The organism is Embleya australiensis, from assembly GCF_051903075.1.
Taxonomy (GTDB): domain Bacteria; phylum Actinomycetota; class Actinomycetes; order Streptomycetales; family Streptomycetaceae; genus Embleya.
The window spans coordinates 2,166,868-2,183,927 of the sequence record NZ_CP182423.1; the positions used below are offsets into that span (position 1 = coordinate 2,166,868).

Below are 17,060 nucleotides of genomic sequence, written 5' to 3' on the forward strand. Positions count from 1 at the left end.
GTCTCCGGGCGGCCCACCGACCATGCCGGGTCCGCGGCCGCGCCCGCACGACCCCGTACGTCCCGGCGCACTTCCCCGCGCCGGGACGTGCGAGGGGGTGCGGGCGCGGGGCCGAACGCGAGCCGACCTCGGTCGCCACGACCCATCGGTGGGTCGTCGAGGCCGAGGTCGGGAGCGAAGCTCGGGGGTCGGAGCCGGGGTGACGGGGTAGCGGGGGGCAGCGGGGTGACGGGGGACAGGCTGGATCGGCGCCGGCTATCGGTCAGACGATCCCGCGAAAGGTCAGTGAACCCTCTTGAACACGGGGGAGTTCGCGGCCAGGCCGTTCTCCCACAGATATTCGACGTCGCTGCGCTCCTGCGCGTCCGGCTGCGTGTTCGTGCAGGACGGGCCGGGTCCGCCGCCGGACATCAGTTCGCTGCACGGACCGGAGTAGTTGTCCGGCAGGCCGAGCACGTGGCCGGTCTCGTGCGCGGCGACGCGGACCGAGTAGTACTCCTGGTTCTGCTGGTAGTCGAGGAAGATGTACCCGTGCCCGTGGCCGTCGGTGTCGGCGTAGAAGCCCTGCGGATCGCTGCCCTCGTAGTAGGCGAAGTCGGCGCCGCCGCCCCCGCCCTCGCTCAACTGGACGTTGCCGACCGCGTTGTTCCAGATCTGCGCGCTCTGCGCTATCTCGGACGCGAACGACGGCGCCTGGCTCGCGTCGTAGGTGATGGTGACGCTCAGCAGACCCGGGTTGGCGGACTGCTTGGCCCTGACCGACCTCATCACCGCGTCGAAGAACGCCTTGTTGCCGGCCTGATCGGCGGCCGAGCCGGCGTAGGCGGAGGCGGTGTGGTGGCTCGGCACGGGGTGGTGGGACGCGGACGGGGAGGCGGAGGCGGACGTCGGCACCGCGGTCAGTACGGCGGCCAGGCCGAGACCGAGCGCGGCCGAGAACACCGTCCTGCGGCGGCCGGCGTGGCGCGGGCGCTCCGGACGGCTCGGGTGGCTCTGGTCGCTCGGGTGACTCGGGAAACTCGATCGATTCGGTCGATTCATCTGGGGGGACTCCATTCATGCCGGGAATCGGCGGTCGCCGGTGGGACGCCGGGGACTCGCCGGGGGAATTCCGGTCAGGGCGAGTGTGTCCCCGGTGGCGACGAGCGCGGATGATGCCAGTGGGTGATAGCTCCGTCGGATCCGGTGGCGCCCGCCACCCCCGACACCCCGCCCTCGGTACGCCGCGCGCTCAGGCCCGGAAGGGCAACGCCGTGCGTTCCCGGACCAGTTCGGCGTGCGGCGTACGGGTGCCGGCCGGGAGCGTGGCCAGCCACACCACGTCGGCGGCGGCCCGGTCGAGCGCCTCCTCCCGCGCGGCCGCGTCACCCGGCGCGGCCGGATCCGGGCGCCCCACGCACGCGACGTTGACCACGATGTCGCGCCGCGCGGGGTCCTCGGCCAGTTCCCGGGCCAGCACCTTCACCGCGGCCACCGTGCCGATCGCGGACGGGACACCGATCCACGCCGGCCACCCCTCCGCCGCCGACCGCCCGTCCTGAACGGCCCGTACGTAGTCGTCCATCACCCGCGACAGGTCGGCCAGGCTCACCCGGTCCACGTCGAAGCGCGCGCGCAGCCGATGGGGCAGGTGCCGCAGGCCGCCGAGATCGCCCACCACGCACACGAACCGGGCCCCGTCGCGCAGTCGCGGCGCGAACGCCTCGATCAGCCGGCGGGTGCCGTGGTTGTTGGTGTCGACGTATGCCCCGACCTGGTCCTGATTGCGGGCGGCGAGGTCGATCCGGGCGCCGGCGCCGCCGATCAGGATGTCCACGCCGCCGTGCCGCGCGGCGACGGTGTCGGCCAACGCCTCGGCGCCGGCCGGATCGCACAGGTCGAGGGCGGCCAGGCACGGCGCGAACCCCTCGCGGCGCAGGCGCTCGACGGCGGCTTGTCCGCGTTCGGGGTCGCGGGCGGTGAGGTAGACGACGTCGTCGGCGGCGAGGCGGCGGCACAACCCGCGCAGCACGGCCAGGCCGAGTCGCCCGGTCCCCCCTGTGACGATGGCGGTTTTGGACATGGCACTCCCCGATTCCGTCGAGCCGTCGTACGTGGCGCGGGTCGCCGCCGGCCGAGTCGGGTGGAGTCGACCGGGCGGACCGGCGTGTGTCTACGATCGTGCCGAGGCGAGGGTCGGAACAACGGCGATGCCGGCAATGAGCGTTAACCCTCGGGTTAACGATGCGGGGCATTGCGGCGGATCGGTCGGCTCGACTCGGTTCGACGACGGGGCAGGGCGGCAGGGCGGCACGGCCGCGAGCGCGGCACGGCGATACGGCACGGCGATATGGCAACGAACGGCGGGGGCATATGGAGCTGCGGGACATCGAGATCTTCCTCGTACTGGCCGAGGAGTTGCACTTCGGCCGCACCGCGGATCGTCTGCTGATCTCCTCGGCGCGGGTCAGCCAGGCGATCAAGCAGCAGGAACGCCGGATCGGCGCACCGCTGTTCGAGCGGACCAGCAGACGTGTGGCACTGACCCCGATCGGGGACCAGCTGCGCGAGGACCTGTCGGCGGGCTATCAGCGCATCCAGGACGGGATCGAACGCGCCGCCGCCTCGGCACGCGGCCTGACCGGGACGCTGCGCCTGGGCACGATGGATGCCACGCTGGCCGAGATCCCGGAGATCCTGGAGGCGTTCCGGACCCGGCACCCCGACTGCGAGCTGCGGATCCGAGAGGCGCACATCGGGAACCCGTTCGGGCTGTTGCGGGCCGGCGAGGTCGACCTGCAACTGGTGTGGCTGCCGGTGGAGGAGCCCGACCTGACGGTGGGTCCGATCGTGCTGACCGAGCCGCTGGTGCTCGCGGTGTCCGCCCGGCACGAGTTCGCGGGGCGCGAGTCGGTGTCGCTCGAAGACCTGGCGGTGGGGCCGGTGTTCGGCTTCGACGACTCGGTACCGGCCTACTGGGCCGAGGCGATCAACCCTGCGCAGACACCCAGCGGCAAGCCGATCCCGCGCGGCCCGGTCAGCTCGACCGCGCACGAGACGCTGACCACGATCGCGGCGGGCCTGGCCATCTCGCCGGTGCCGCTGCACGCGGTCAAGTACTTCCCTCGCGGCGACATCGCGTACATCCCCATCCACGACTCGCCCGTGTTGTCCTGGGCCCTGATCCACCGCACCGCCGCCCTCTCCCCGCTCGCCCGGGCCTTCTTCCGGGCGGCCGAGGACACGTTGGCGGCGGCCGAGGCCTGACTGGTGCGGGGCCCGTGGTGCTCCTCGGCCGCGGGCCGCGGCGGGTGCCGGGCGGCGACGCGCCTGGGCGGGCGCGGGGGTGTCGCGTCCGTATTCGCCGTGCCGAGGTGTCCGTCCCGGCCCCGCCGGCCGTTTCGGGCCGAGTCGCTCGGCGGTTCCCGTGACGTGTCGGACTCGCCGCCGCCCGGGGCCGTGCCGGACGGCCGCCGTGCGCGGTCGGGCCTCGAACGGTCCCGAATATCGGGCCCGGACCACCCGGGACGGGGCGGGTTCGGATGCGCTCGCCTACACTCCGGTTGTGTCCGACCTCTCCTCTCCCCCGCCCGGTGACGACGCGCTCGACGCGGTCGGGGTGCTCGTCGATCCGGTTCGCCGGGCGTTGTATCGCCACGTCGTCGCGGCCGAGGGCCCCGTGGGCCGGGCGGCCGCGGCGGACGCGGTCGGCATCCAGCGCACGCTCGCGGCCTTCCACCTCGACAAACTGGTCGAGGCGAACCTGCTCACCACGGAGTACGCCCGGCCCACCGGCAAGGGCGGCCCCGGCGCGGGGCGGCCGGCGAAGTTGTACCGCCGCAACCCGGTCGAGACGAGCGTGACGCTGCCCCCGCGCGCCTACGACACGGCCGGCCAGATCCTGGCGGACGCGATCGAGCGGGCAGGCGCCGACCGGGCGGTACACGCGGCCGCGTACGACGCCGGGCGCGTGGCCGGCCGGGCCCTCGGGGGCGGGGCGCCCGCAACGGGGGAGGCCGACGAGCACGCCCGGGTGCTCGCGGCCCTGACGGCACGCGGCTACGAGCCGGTCCCGGAGGCGTCCCGGATCCTGCTGCGGAACTGCCCGTTCCACCAACTGGCCGAGGACTTCCCGCCACTGGTGTGCGGAATGAACCTGGCCCTGCTCGAAGGCCTGCTCGACGGCGTCGACGCACCCGGCCATCGGGCCCGCCTGGACTCGGTACCGGGCCGCTGCTGCGTGGTGGTCGAACGCGCCCCGTAGGGGCGGACATCGCGCGGGACATACTTCGTCGTCGCCCTCGATCTCTAAAAACAATTCTCGTTGACATATTCTCCGCGACCTGGTGAGGTGATGCCATGCCGACGACACACCACATCGCCCAGTTCAACGTCGCGCGAATGCTCGCTCCCCTGGACACGCCCACCATGGTCGACTTCGTCGCCGGTCTCGACCCGGTCAACGAACTCGCCGACGGCGCCCCCGGCTTCGTCTGGCGCCTGACGGGCGAGGACGAGGGAGTGCCCTCGTCCACCGACATCCGCCCCTACGACCCCGACTCCATCGTGACCATGTCGGTGTGGGAAACCCCGGAACTGCTCTGGGAGTTCGTCTACCGCAGCGGTCACCTGGAATACCTGCGCCGGCGCCAGGACTGGTTCCACCACCTCGCCGAGATCACCCAGGTCGTGTGGTGGATCCCGGCGGGGACCATCCCGACCGTCGCCGAGGGCAAGGCGCGCCTGGACCACCTGCGCGAACACGGCCCCACCCCGTACGCCTTCACCTTCCGCAACCGCTTCCCCGCACCGGACACCGACGAGCAGGCGGCGGAGGTCGCCTGACCACGCACGCGACCACCACGGGGGGTTGCGGCGGCCCTCGGCGCCGCCGCAACCCCCCGTGTCGAGCGTGCCCCTCGAAGCTCGCGCCATCACCAGAGCCACCGGCCGCTGCCCGGCACACCGACTCGCGCGGACTCCAAGGCGGTTCGTCCCGCGCGAACGCCAAGGCGACCCGGGGCGCACGATCCCGCATCAGACGTGATGGAGCCCGTCCCGCCGATGCCGCGCAGGCGGAATGTCCACCGATTCCGCCGCCGTCACGTCGAGGCCACCGGCAGCCGAGCTATTGACCACCGCCCGCACGAGAACGACCCCCGCCCGCAGTCGCATCCGCTCCCGCCCCTCGGCCAGAGCGGCCGCCGCGCCGATTTCCCCATCGGACGCGAGGTACCGCCCCCAGGCGTACACATCGACCCGCCGGACGATCCGCCGCGGACGCGGGCGACGCCCCTCGCGAGCCGCCTCCGCCAGGACTCGGGCGCTGTAGCGCAGGTCGAAGCACCGGACGGATCGCCACGGTCCTTCGGAAAAAGCCGATTCGCTTGCCTCTTCGAGGCGACGCGGAATCGGGTGATGTGCGGTACGGGACATGGGAACTCCGTCGATGCACCGCCAGGTCCTCTCCCTGGCGTACCTAACGGAACCCATGCGCGCCGGTACCCCGATCCCGCCCCGGGCCGCGCCGCCATCCACCACCTGTCGTCCCCACATGCGGGAGGCTACCGGACCCCCTCGCGCCCGTGCGCGGGAAATCTACGGGATCAGCGCCGCGTCGACCGCCTTGGTGTCCCAGTAGAACGGCCGGATCTCGGTGATCAGGCCGTCCCGGATGGTGATCATCTGCATCACCCACGTGTCGAGGACGCGGCCGGTGGCCCGGGCGGTGAGCAGGCCGTGGTTGAGGATGGCGGCCCGCTCGCCGTCGATGGCGAAACGTTGTTCGAGGAATTCCATGTCCCGCCAGGCCTCGCCCATCGCGGCCATGAAGTCCTCGATGCCCTCGGGGCCGTAGCGAGGGCCGCCGTAGGGGAGGCCGGGCGACTGGTACATGACCACGTCCGGGTCGAGGCACGCGGCGAGGTCGGCGAAGCTCGCCTTGCCCCGGCCGCCGGCGGCGACGTACGCGGCCTCCGCGGCGAAGAACCGCCGGAGGACGGCGAGGGTGTCGGCGCCGTCGGTGGGCCGGGGTGCCGGGTGTGTGTTCTCGGTGGTCACGGATCCATCGTGAAGTTCGGCGCGGGGCGGTGCCGGCGGCAATCGGTCGTCGCGTTCCGGGCCCGGGTCACGGAACCGGATGTGTCCGCCGTCACATGGAACCTTTCCCGAGTGGGCGTCCTCTTCCTGGCGATCGGCCGACAACTCGTCGGCCCGGGAAGGGGATCGCGCCATGCACAACGCCACCGAAGCCGCAGGCAGCACGAGAACCGCCGCCAACGTGGCCGCAGCCGCAGCCACGGATGTGACCACCACCGCCTCGGCCGCCGCCGCGCGCCGGCGCAAAGGCACCGCCGTCGCCACGCTGTTGGCCGGCGACGCGCTCGTCCACGCGTTCTGGGCGACCGGCGCGACGTGGCCGGCCGGCAGCACCGAGGCCCTGTCGCAGGGACTGCTCAACGCCGACGTCCCGTTCACCCCACGCGTCCTGCTCCCGCTGTGCACACTGCTCACCACCGCCGCCGTCGGCATATACGCACACAGCCGAGGCCGCGGCGGCAGACTCGCCGCACTCGTCAGCGCGGCCGTGGCCACCGGGCTCACCGTGCGGGCCGGAGCGGGCGTGGTCTGGGTCCTCGGCGTCGGGGCCGATCCGAGCAGCACCTTCTACCGGCTCAACCTCGCCGTCTACACCCCGGTGTGCGTGGGCTTCGGCTACGCCGCCGCGCGCGTCGCACTGGACGGCATCGTCCGGCGGCCGAGTCGGCTGCTCCGAACGCGGGCCGCCGGGAGATGATCACCACCGTGCCCAAGCGTGGAACCGAGGACCGAGCCGCCGAGCGCCGTGCGCGCGGCGTCGCCCTTGCCCGCGCCGCCCGCCGCGGCGACACGGTCGCAATGAGCGATCTGCTCGACCACCTGATCCCCTACGTCACCACCATCTGCGGCCCGATCGCCCTCGACGCCCGGCAGGACGCGGTCCAGGAAACCCTCGTCGTGGTCTTCCGCGCCCTGCGCTCGCTCGACGAACCCGAGGCGCTGTACGGCTGGGTCCGGGCAATCGCGGTACGCGAGGCAGTGCGGATCGCGCGGCGGGCGATCCGCGACGTCCCCACCGAGTGGGCCGACCCACCCGCCCCCGGCGACCCGCAACTCGCCGCCGACATCGACGACGTACTGGCCCGACTCTCCCCCGAACACCGCGCGGTACTGGTCCTGCGCGACGTCGAGGGCCTGGACGAACAGACCGCCGCCGATCTGCTCGGCGTCCCCGAAGGCACCGTCAAGTCCCGGCTGCACCGCGCCCGGGCGGGATTTCGAAGGATGTGGACGGCATGAGCAAGCCATCCGAACCCGACAACATCGAACCCCCTGGCCCCAACACCGACGCCACCACCGAATCCCACACCGACATCGACCCCGAGCCGATCGACGCGGTGGGCCGACTCCGGGTGCTGATCGCCGGGATCCCCGGCGCGCGCATCGTCGAAGGGATCGTCGACGCGCCGTTCGCCGACGTCTGGGCGGTGATGGGGGACCTGGAACACGGCTTCGGCCGATTCCAGCCGGACATGCGCCACGTTCGGGTACTGCGACGCGACGGCGATCGCATCGAGGCGCACGCACGCAGCAGATACGGGATGCGGGCCCGCTTCGACGGCGTGCTGCGCCCGGGGTGGTGCTGGCTGCAGAGCAGGTTCGTGATCATCGGCATGGCGGCCGTCCCCGAGCACGGGAGAACCCGGGTGGCCCTCACCGGCGGCGTACGCGTCCCCGGCCGCGCCGCCATCGTGCCGGTGGGCGCGACGCGCGAACTGCGCCGGGGCATGGCCCGGTTGGGTCAGGCGGTGGAGGAAGGCTGACCGACCCGGCGAAACCGGGCTGCGCTCACCATCGCCACCGTCCTGACCGTCGCACTCACCCTGCCGGCCAGCCTCCAGGGCGTCGCCGCAGCGGGCATCGTGCTGCTGATCGTGTGGGGCCTCGCCTACGGCGCCGTGCCGGTAAGCCTCCCGACCTGGATGCTCACCGCCGCACCCCAGGCGGCCGAGGCGGCGACGTCCCTGTTCGTCGCCGTGTTCAACCTGTCCATCGCCCTCGGCGCCCTGCTCGGCGCACTCGCCGCCGACGGCATCACCACCACGGCGGCCCTGTGGCTCGCCGCCGCACTCACCCTCCTCACCGCCCTGACCGCAGGCACGCTCCGCCACCCCCAACCGGCAACTGACCAACACGCACACCAGCAACCGCAACCGTGCCCGCACCCGCACCAAGACCGCAGCCGCAACCACAACCGCGATCGCGGCCGAAGCCATCACCGCACCAAGGAGCCCTCGACAATGAGCAACACCGCGTTCACCATCACCAACCCGTCCGACCTGCACAACCCGGTGTCCTACGGCTACAGCCACGTGGTCGACGTCCCGGCCCCCGGCCTGGTCTTCATTGCCGGCCAGTACGGCTCCGGCCCCACCGGCGCGGTCGACTCATCGGACTTCGCGGCGCAGGTCGAACTGTCCTTCGCCAACCTGGGCACCGCCCTGGCCGCGGCCGGCCTGGGCTTCCGCGACGTGGTCCGACTCGGCACGTACATCGTCGACCACGACCACGCCAAGCTCGAAGCCCTGCTCGCGGTCATCACCCGCATCTGGGGCGACAAGCCGCCGGCCCAATCCCTCCTCGGAGTGGCCGCCCTCGCCCTCCCCGACATGCTCTTCGAGGTGGACGCGGTAGCGGTCCGCCCGTAACCCCGACGAACCGACCCGAGTCCAATTGGACTCACTCATCACCACACGCGCCGTGGCCCGACACCGTGCCATGTCGGGCCACGGCGCGTTCGGTCCAGGCACAAAAAAGGGCGAGGAGAGATCCCATCCCTCTCCCTGCCCTCTTCAACATATAGCGCCCCCGGGGCCTTGCGGCAAGGCCCCGGCCACGCCGCAGAATGACCCACCCGGCCGGAATCCAATCTCGTGGAATGGGCGTTGTGATGATTGACGTGATCGTGGTCGGCGGCGGACCCACCGGTCTGATGCTGGCCGCCGAACTGCGGCTGCACGATGTGTACACGGTCGTCCTGGAGCAGTCGGCCCAGCCGTCCGACCACTCCCGAGGACGCGGACTGCACGCCCGGAGCGTCGAAATCATGGACCAGCGTGGCCTGCTGGACCGATTCCTCGCGGCCGGTGACAAGTTCTCGATCGGCGCCTTCTTCGGCGGCATCCGAAAGAAGTGGCCGGAACGGCTCGACACGGCACACCCGTACGGCCTCACCATCCCGCAACCCGTCACCGAACGACTGCTCACCGAACACGCCCTCGCACTCGGCGCGGAAATCCGGCGCGGCCACGAAGCGGTCGACGTACGCCAGGACACTGACCGAGTAACCGTCGAGACAGCCGCCGGAACGTTTCTGCACGCACGCTACGTCGTCGGATGCGACGGCGGGCGCAGCACGGTACGCAAGCGACTCGGGATCGCCTTCCCCGGCGAGCCCTCCAAAATCGAAACGTTGCTGGGGGACATGGAGGCAACCGACGACCCGACAACGATCGCCGCCGTCGTCACGGAAGTCCGCAAGACCCAGTTGCGGTTCGGCGCCATCCCCGACACGGAAGGCCAAAAAGGCGTATATCGCTTCGTGGTGCCCGCCGAGGGGGTGGCCGAAAACCGCAGCGCGCCGACCTTCGCGGAGTTCAAGCAGCGACTGCGCGACGTCGCGGGCACCGACTTCGGCGTGCACTCGCCCCGCCACCTGTCCAGGATCGGCGACGCGACACGGCAGGCCGAGCACTACCGGGTCGGCCGGGTACTGCTCGCCGGCGACGCGGCGCACGTCCACCCGCCGACCGGCGGACAGGGGCTCAACCTCGGCATCCAGGACGCGTTCAACCTCGGATGGAAGCTGGCCGCCGAGGTCCACGGCCGGGCGCCGCGGGGGCTGCTGGACACCTACCACGCCGAACGCCACCCGGTCGGCGCGAGCGTCCTGGACAACGCCCGCGCACAGATGACCCTCCTCGGCACCGAACCGGGCGCCGCCGCACTGCGAAACCTGCTCTCGAGGCTGTTGGACCACGAGGAGGCAAACCGCTACCTGACCGGAATCACCACCGCCATCGACATCCGCTACGACGTCGGCGAGGGCCACGAACTACTCGGCCGCCGACTGCGGGACGTCCAACTCGAACAAGGCCGTCTCTACGAACGAATGCACCGAGGCCGCGGCCTGCTACTCGACCATACCGGCCGGTTGTCCATAGCGGGCTGGACGGATCGGGTCGACCACGTCGTCGACCCAGGCAAGGACCCCGACGTACCGGCAGCGCTGCTGCGCCCCGACGGCCACGTGGCGTGGGTCGGCGACAACCAGCGCGACCTACTCCGCCACCTGCCCAAGTGGTTCGGCCCGGCCACCATCTGAGCAGCCCACAGACCGACAGCCGTAGGCAACCCACAGCTCGGCCCGCCCCGGGTCGCACCCAGGGCGGGCCGACCCACTGAGCGACAGACACCGGTATCTCGCAGCGTTTCCGAACTCCCCACACCAACACCCGGGAGACGGCGGCACGCAAAGGCCCGAGCACAGAACCCAGACGAGCACCCACCCCGGCAACACGCTCGCTGCCGCCCTACGACACCACACCCCACCGCCCGCCGAACACGGCAACGACCTTCGCCCAGGCCCGGGATGCCCGTGTACCGAGACCACCAGCCCTGCGCCATCAGCGCCGGCAGTGAACCACAATCAAGACGTTTCCCCCTCGCCCTCGACCTCGACCTCCACCTCGTGCGAAGCCACCACATCCCTCTCCGAGCCCGAACCCGGCGACCAGCCCGAGCCCGCCAAGGGCGTGGTGTCGAGATACCGCACCTCATAGACCCGCTCCGCGAACTTCCACCCATCCGATGTACGTCGGTAGCGATCGCGATAGAGGGAGTAGTTCAACCCGGACCTGCCATCACGCATACGCCCAAGCTCCCGCACACGCGCACGGCCGGACGCCGTATCGCCGTCCAGCTCGATCACGCCGGGATGCACGGTCTGTACGAAGAACTCCCAAGCACCCTGCACCCGCTCGCTCCCGGCACGGATCTCCCGCCGACCGCTGAACTCCACGTGAGCCTCGGGAATCCGCCACACACCGTCGTCCGCGAACAGCAACGCCAGGCGGTCGTAGTCGCGCATCATCACGGCATCGGCGAACTCGCCCCACAACGCGGCGATTTCGATCCGATCGGCAATGCTCTCAAGCTTCTGGTCGAGGTCCCTCATCCGGTCGAGCAGGATCGTCGCAAGCGCCGGCCACTGACCACCGGTACACCCCGCCCCATTCGCAACAGGACGCCATCGAGTCACCCGACACCCGGGATGCTCAAGGCCGCCGGCTCCCTCTGCCTTGACCTGACCGGCTCAACCCCCGCCAATCCCGCCGGTCCGACCGACCGCGTGGGGCTGAACCAGTCCCCGGTGACGGCCCACCCGACGGGCCTGATCCGGACGTTCCAACAGGCGTACTGGACCATGACATTGCAACCCAGATCACCCTCCTGCCCCTCGCCGCCACCTGCATAATCGCCGGCAGCAGCCTGGTCGCCACCACGCCCGCCCGAACCCCAATCCAGTAGGACGACATCCCAATCCTGCGAACCGCGCTCTACGACGACGTGGTCAGCGGCTCGCGGGCCGAGAGTCGCCATGGCGGCCGATCACGCCCGGTTCGCAAGGTTCGCGACTCGTGGCCAACGACAACGGGCCCGGGCTCGTCCCATTCGCCGTTCTCCGTGGTGGAACTCGACGGCGACACGCTGGTCGGCATGGCCACGCCGTGGGGCATCGACACCCACAACGGGTCCGCGCACATCGGACCGGGACCGCTCCCCGCCGCCCGCGGCAAGGGCCACGACACCGACGCGGTCGCGGCGCCGTGCCACTACGGTTTCATCGTGCGGGCGCGGCCTGCACCGACGACAGCTCGAGACGCCGGCGGACAACACCGCGATGCCGCGCTCCTCGACCCGGGTCCTGGGCAAAATCTCCTCAACCAGGCCCTACCCGGACTGCTGACCCAAGACTGGAAGCCGCCCCACCCCCACGGCCCGGATCGGTCGGCCTCAGCATCGCAGTCCGGCCCCGCATCACATCCGCAATCACCAACCGCAGAGCCAATGCCCGCAGAAGACGGAAGCCAACAGCCAGGCGCAACTACCCTTGCCGGCCTGCCAAAACGTCATCTAGGTGGGGCAGAACATGGTGAGCCCAAGCCTCGTCATGCCGCTCGGCAGCGCCCTGGTCGTAGAAACCGGCATGCGACAGACGCAGCCGCGTCCCACCCCCCTCCGCAGCGGCCGCCAACTCGACGGTGACGACCGTTTCGGCACCTGCCGTGCCCGCGGCGCCGGTGACCCAGGTCAATTCGACAAGCCGATAGGGCTCCAGAGCCAGGAACCGACCGTAGTGGGGGTGAAGTTCGCTCTCGTGCCGAGTCACGAACACGTAGGGCTCACCGACAACGGCCCGCATGCGAATCAAGCCCGGCTCGGCAAACCAGGTATCGAACCCCTCGGTCCACGCCCGATACACCACCTCCGGCGCCGCCCGCATCATACGTTCGACGGTCAGCCCATACGGACGCGCGCCGAGATCAGGTCGGGGCAGGGTGCTGCTCACGATGGGTTCTCCTCATCAGAGGTGCACGTTCAAAATCATCCGGCCGTCCGGTGAAAGCCAGTCGGCAGGGGACAGCCGCCCATCGGCGAACTAATCCCGCTCACAAGCTCATATCACCAATCATCCGGGCAAAAACACACAACAAGCACTCCACGCCCACCCAACCCATACCCCCGCCGACCGGCACACCAAGACGCATAGCCATGCTGACCAAGCACACCGCTTCCCCGCCGGAACAAGCCGCTGACCTGCAACGATGCCACAGACGACGTTCTAAGGGCCGAACAAGATCATGGGCATCGGATCATGCCAGGCAGTGAGAGTTCGCGGCTGACAAGAGAATTTCTGTAAATGCGCAGGTCAGACAGGGTGCCAGCAGCAAAGATCGCCAAATCCCCGCCCAGCGCCCCGTAGCCAACAACGAACCACCCCGCTACGGCGCCCGACCTCGGAGCATCGAGATGTTGGGGAACCTGCATCGGACACACACGACGCGCGACCCATCAAACGCAAGCGTGGATCGGCAAAGCAATCCGAACACCGGTGGAAGCAAACGCGCCCATGCCGCACGCAACAGCGCAAACGCCCCGCCGCGCCACGAACAACATGCACCAGCGAGACAACCACCCGCACCAAGTCCCCAACGAAGCAACCAACGCCGCCACGAAAAGGCTCCGGTCATCCCTGGCCGGCAGAAGTCCTCACCCCGGCAGGCCGGTACAGAGACGTAACCGACCGGGCCGCCGCACGGGGAAGAACGCATCAACGCGCCCAACGACTCGCCAAGTCGGACATCCGCACCGCAGACACGTTCCCCGACCGAACCCCTGATCCCGATGGGCTTCTCAAAAGCCACACCAGCTGGTTCAGCCCCAGCAGCCGCTCATTTGAACCGATCAAAGAACGCTCAGCGAACAGGTTCCAGTAGGGGCGGCCAGAACGCGAATGGAACCGCCCGGCATCGTCACAACAGCCCGGATGGCACAGCAACCCAAGGCCGGCGGCACCAAGCTCACCTACCGCCAGAGCGATCCCGAACCCCCCGAAAGGACCACTCTCGGAACACCACCGCCCAGAGGTGTGGCCACCAAAGCGCAACTCGTCGCGTACGTCGCACGTAAACGTTCTTCACCGCACCCACCCACGACGCCCGCCGAAGCCACCTGCCTGAGCCCCTGCCGCCTCACGGGATCCAAAACTCAGCGCCACTCCACATGATGCCGGCGCGCGTTAGGCCGAAGATCGCCTCACCCAGGCCCCAGGAACCAAGCCTGGGGAACCACAATCGCCCTCCTGCGGCTTCACTCAAGCACCGTGTCTTCGTCCGTGCCGTCGTCATGCCCCACCCGTACCGCATGAACTGGGCAAGAAATCATGGCGCTCCATCAAGGCATACTCCGTACAGTCGGCCCGGCTGCGAGCGTCAGGTAACGTTCCCGCCAACGGACCGTGGTAGCCGAGATAGCCATCTAGCCTGACCCCAAGATCATCACCGTCGACAACACGATCCAACCTGCGCTGGATCGGCACTGCAGTCGCCGCCAAGGCGAACGAAGGCCACGGACTTCGCAAGCCGGAAGTCAACTTTCCGGCTAGTGTTTCGAGTGCAGCGAACCTTTTTCTTGTACCAAGTACATGCCCTTGACCTGCATATTTCACAAGTTCACAACTCATACAACGGAACATGTTCAGCATCATGTAGCGCCTGTTGCACATCAGCTCGCACGGGCAAGTGTCCCTTGAGGTACGCGGGGCGCTGTTGCTCCAACTACATGGCAACAGGTTCTGGAGGGTGCAACGCAACATGTGCGTTCTACTGCAACGAGATAAGTTCGGGGACTTGCAACACTAAAACGGCGGCTGTGCGGGCGGGTGTGTGGCTGTCTGTTACGGCGGGTGTGCGGACGTATGGGTGGGCGTATCTCTGTATGGACGGATCAACGGTCGGATCGACGGGTGGATAGCTCTGTCTGCGAACGGCTCTACGGATCTGTGTTTGGTCGTATGGATCGGTGATTGTGCAGGTGTATCTACGGGCGTGTGGCTGTACGGATGGATCAATGGATGGATGTGGCAATGGGCGTTGGTGTGGGTGTTGCTGTGTACGGACGACTGGGCGGGTGTTGAGATGGGTGGACGGATCACTGGATGGGCGCACGAAACGATGACTGTGTAGAGCGAACAACGGGCGTGTGGACGGATCTATCGCTGGGTGCACGGATCTGTCTGCGAGTGGACGGAACGGTGTGTGAGTGGGTGGGCAGATCTATCGACGGGCGTGCAGGCGGGCGTTGCTCTGGACCGATCGATGGGTGGCCGGCTGGCTCTGCGGGTGGATCTGTGGCCGGAACTATGGATGGACGTTTCTGCGGCCGGATTGAACTATGGGCGTACGGGCGGCCGGTTGTACGTGCGTTTGGATGGATGGGCGTATGGACGGGTGGGCGGGCAGGCGGACAGGCGGTCGGAGCGAACGAACGGCGGGCCGGTCGGCGTGCGCAACCCTGGGTGTTCCTGTGTGCGGAGCGATGGGCAGGCGTTCGGTCGGACGGAGCGATGGCTCGACGGTCGGACGGAGCGATGGTCCTGCGGGCGGACCGTTCTGCGTTCGCAGCGACGGATCGACGGCCGGAGCAATGGGTGTTTCGGTGCAGCGGCGGGTGGGTGGCCGATCGGCTGTGTCGGCGGGTGGGCCGATCAGTCTGCCCACGAACCGCGCGGTGGGCGGCCGAATCTGCGGGCGGGCCTGCCTTCGGGCCGGTCTGCCTACAGTGCGCTCCGACACTCCCACACACGATCCGGCTACGGTTCACCGGGCGGGCAAAGCTGCGGAACGCTCAGACCACGGCACGCACGAAGGCTCCGTGGACGAACACGCGGGCGTGCGGATCCGACAACGACTCCGCATGCGGGCGCAACAGACGACGCAACGGCGGATGGATCCGCGGCCGAGACAGTCTCTCAGCGGCTCTGTGCCGGGATGCGCGGGCGGTAGGCACACACGATCAAGCGAGCGCACGTACAGCGACCCTCAGGGCCGACAGTGCGATCCGGCGAACATCCGGCGGCACGACGGCACATACGACGTGCGGTCCGAACGTCGCTTTACACGCCGCTCCTCCCCTCCCCCACCCCGCCGGCCCCCGCACGGGACACCGCCGGCTGGGCAGAACACGCTGCGCGGCACGCGAATGGCCGCCCGAGTTCCCGCTCCCCAATCGCCGGATGCGCACCCACCCGTACCGCCCGGCGCACACACCGCCCCGCCACAGAGCGGGCGGACCGGAGACCGATGACCTGAACGGCCGAGGCCACCTGGCCACCGGTACTCCCCGACAGGCCGCTTGACATAGAGCAGGCGGACCGGGACGGGCCGGCCGAGCAAGGTTGCGTCAGGACGGACTGGCCAAAGCTCCGGATCAGGCCGTGTTGAGACGGGTGTGCCGGACGACCGGGTCGGGCCACGTCGGGACAGCTGGGCCGGTGCCGGCGCGGACGACCCGGCGGTACGGCATGCGAGTCCGTCTACTCAGCCGGGCCGGGATGGACCCGACGAGCGGATGCGGTCGGCCGAATGCTGCCGGCACGGCGTGGCCTGGCACGGTCAGCCCGGCGCGGCGCGGCGCGGCACGGGACGGCGCGGCACGGGACGGCGCGGTCAGCCCGGCGCGGCGCGGCGCGGCACGGGACGGCACCGTCAGCCCGGCACGGCACGGCACGGGACGGCGCGGCGCGGCGCGGCACGGGACGGCACCGTCAGCCCGGCACGGCACGGCACGGGACGGCACGGGACGGCACGGGACGGCACGGGAGGGTCAGCGGGTCCTCGACGTAGCGGGTGGCATTCGGCGAACGGCAGGCAGCGGTGTGATGCGTCGCCCCACCTGGGACAGCGATACCCCATCAGTACGCCCGATGCGAGGCGGTCAAGAGGCGGCTGACAGGCGGGAGTTGGTGCTGACACAAGCGCGCAACGGGAGTGACCCCGTCAGGGCGAGCGGGCGACGAGGTTGGCCTGTGTCATGGCAAGCGGCAAGCGGGCAAAGGCCGCTCGGGCGGGCGGGCAGGCGATCCATGGGTCGGGGGCCCGGGTCGGGCCGGGCAGGCCGGGCCGGGCGCAAGAGGTGGGGAACGCAGCCCAAGGACACACAGGTCAGGGACGCACAGGCCAAAAACACACAGGTCGGGGACACGCAGGTGCGGAGCGGCGGGTTGGACGCAGCTCGGCGAACGCGGCTCGGCGAACGCGGCTCGGCGGGACGGACGCTGTGGGCCTCACCAAGGCGGGCACGGCAAGGCTCGCCAGGGCGGCGCCCAGGGCGGTGAGGCGGGGCGGGGCGGTGAGGCGGGGCGGTGAGGCGGGGCGGTGAGGCGGGGCGGGGCGGGGCGGGGCGGGGCGGGGCGGGGCGGG

General features: G+C 70.0%; 13 protein-coding genes. 8 read left to right on the top strand and 5 right to left on the bottom strand.

All coding sequences use genetic code 11. The features are described from left to right. Window positions 1-282 precede the first annotated feature (282 nt). Window positions 283-1,041: a snapalysin gene (snpA, locus tag ACMXN5_RS39710; protein WP_439679751.1), complete on the bottom strand. Its 759-nt coding sequence runs from the start codon at window positions 1,039-1,041 to the stop codon at window positions 283-285. A 190-nt stretch (window positions 1,042-1,231) separates the two neighbouring features. Continuing rightward, window positions 1,232-2,062 (bottom strand): SDR family NAD(P)-dependent oxidoreductase, encoded by an 831-nt coding sequence (locus ACMXN5_RS39715; RefSeq protein WP_439679752.1) that lies wholly within the window; start codon window positions 2,060-2,062, stop codon window positions 1,232-1,234. A gap of 290 nt (window positions 2,063-2,352) precedes the next feature. On the opposite strand from ACMXN5_RS39715, the gene ACMXN5_RS39720 reads away from it, so the two are divergent. The 3 genes from ACMXN5_RS39720 (at window position 2,353) to ACMXN5_RS39730 (ending at window position 4,824) form a co-directional block, all read left to right on the top strand. Beyond that, window positions 2,353-3,246 (top strand): LysR family transcriptional regulator, encoded by an 894-nt coding sequence (locus ACMXN5_RS39720; protein ID WP_439679753.1) that lies wholly within the window; start codon window positions 2,353-2,355, stop codon window positions 3,244-3,246. 298 nt (window positions 3,247-3,544) lie between these two features. Then, window positions 3,545-4,243: a helix-turn-helix transcriptional regulator gene (locus ACMXN5_RS39725; RefSeq protein ID WP_439679754.1), complete on the top strand. Its 699-nt coding sequence runs from the start codon at window positions 3,545-3,547 to the stop codon at window positions 4,241-4,243. A 95-nt stretch (window positions 4,244-4,338) separates the two neighbouring features. Beyond that, window positions 4,339-4,824 carry a DUF3291 domain-containing protein gene (locus ACMXN5_RS39730; RefSeq protein ID WP_439679755.1) on the top strand — a complete coding sequence of 162 codons (486 nt, stop codon included), beginning with the start codon at window positions 4,339-4,341 and terminating at the stop codon, window positions 4,822-4,824. 753 nt (window positions 4,825-5,577) lie between these two features. Here ACMXN5_RS39730 and ACMXN5_RS39735 read toward each other — a convergent pair. Beyond that, window positions 5,578-6,039, bottom strand: coding sequence for a nuclear transport factor 2 family protein (locus tag ACMXN5_RS39735; protein ID WP_439679756.1), 462 nt, complete (start codon window positions 6,037-6,039; stop codon window positions 5,578-5,580). 172 nt (window positions 6,040-6,211) lie between these two features. Here ACMXN5_RS39735 and ACMXN5_RS39740 point away from each other — a divergent pair, with 172 nt between their 5' ends. From ACMXN5_RS39740 to rox, 5 genes are all read left to right on the top strand, one after another. Next, a complete protein-coding gene (locus ACMXN5_RS39740; RefSeq protein ID WP_439679757.1) occupies window positions 6,212-6,775 on the top strand; it encodes a DUF3995 domain-containing protein in 564 nt (187 codons plus the stop codon). 8 nt (window positions 6,776-6,783) lie between these two features. Further along, window positions 6,784-7,317 carry an RNA polymerase sigma factor gene (locus ACMXN5_RS39745; RefSeq protein WP_439679758.1) on the top strand — a complete coding sequence of 178 codons (534 nt, stop codon included), beginning with the start codon at window positions 6,784-6,786 and terminating at the stop codon, window positions 7,315-7,317. After that, complete coding sequence (locus ACMXN5_RS39750) at window positions 7,314-7,841, top strand: hypothetical protein (RefSeq protein ID WP_439679759.1); 528 nt, start codon at window positions 7,314-7,316, stop codon at window positions 7,839-7,841. The genes ACMXN5_RS39745 and ACMXN5_RS39750 overlap by 4 nt, the downstream gene beginning before the upstream one ends. Before the next feature lie 60 nt (window positions 7,842-7,901). Beyond that, window positions 7,902-8,726 (top strand): RidA family protein, encoded by an 825-nt coding sequence (locus ACMXN5_RS39755; RefSeq protein WP_439681375.1) that lies wholly within the window; start codon window positions 7,902-7,904, stop codon window positions 8,724-8,726. A gap of 242 nt (window positions 8,727-8,968) precedes the next feature. After that, on the top strand, window positions 8,969-10,402 hold the full coding sequence (gene rox, locus ACMXN5_RS39760) for a rifampin monooxygenase (RefSeq protein WP_439679760.1): 1,434 nt from the start codon (window positions 8,969-8,971) through the stop codon (window positions 10,400-10,402). A gap of 324 nt (window positions 10,403-10,726) precedes the next feature. Here the strand turns inward: rox and ACMXN5_RS39765 are convergent, their stop codons facing one another. Then, window positions 10,727-11,254 carry a nuclear transport factor 2 family protein gene (locus tag ACMXN5_RS39765; RefSeq protein ID WP_439679761.1) on the bottom strand — a complete coding sequence of 176 codons (528 nt, stop codon included), beginning with the start codon at window positions 11,252-11,254 and terminating at the stop codon, window positions 10,727-10,729. A gap of 930 nt (window positions 11,255-12,184) precedes the next feature. After that, window positions 12,185-12,649 (bottom strand): SRPBCC family protein, encoded by a 465-nt coding sequence (locus tag ACMXN5_RS39770; protein WP_439679762.1) that lies wholly within the window; start codon window positions 12,647-12,649, stop codon window positions 12,185-12,187. Window positions 12,650-17,060: the final 4,411 nt, after the last annotated feature.

Coding starts and splice junctions, on each gene's coding strand:
- ACMXN5_RS39715 (WP_439679752.1), bottom strand. CDS start 2,062: ATGTCCAAAACCGCCATCGTCACAGGGGGGACCGGGCGACTCGGCCTG.
- rox (WP_439679760.1), top strand. CDS start 8,969: ATGATTGACGTGATCGTGGTCGGCGGCGGACCCACCGGTCTGATGCTG.
- ACMXN5_RS39730 (WP_439679755.1), top strand. CDS start 4,339: ATGCCGACGACACACCACATCGCCCAGTTCAACGTCGCGCGAATGCTC.
- ACMXN5_RS39750 (WP_439679759.1), top strand. CDS start 7,314: ATGAGCAAGCCATCCGAACCCGACAACATCGAACCCCCTGGCCCCAAC.
- ACMXN5_RS39740 (WP_439679757.1), top strand. CDS start 6,212: ATGCACAACGCCACCGAAGCCGCAGGCAGCACGAGAACCGCCGCCAAC.
- ACMXN5_RS39720 (WP_439679753.1), top strand. CDS start 2,353: ATGGAGCTGCGGGACATCGAGATCTTCCTCGTACTGGCCGAGGAGTTG.
- snpA (WP_439679751.1), bottom strand. CDS start 1,041: ATGAATCGACCGAATCGATCGAGTTTCCCGAGTCACCCGAGCGACCAG.
- ACMXN5_RS39765 (WP_439679761.1), bottom strand. CDS start 11,254: ATGAGGGACCTCGACCAGAAGCTTGAGAGCATTGCCGATCGGATCGAA.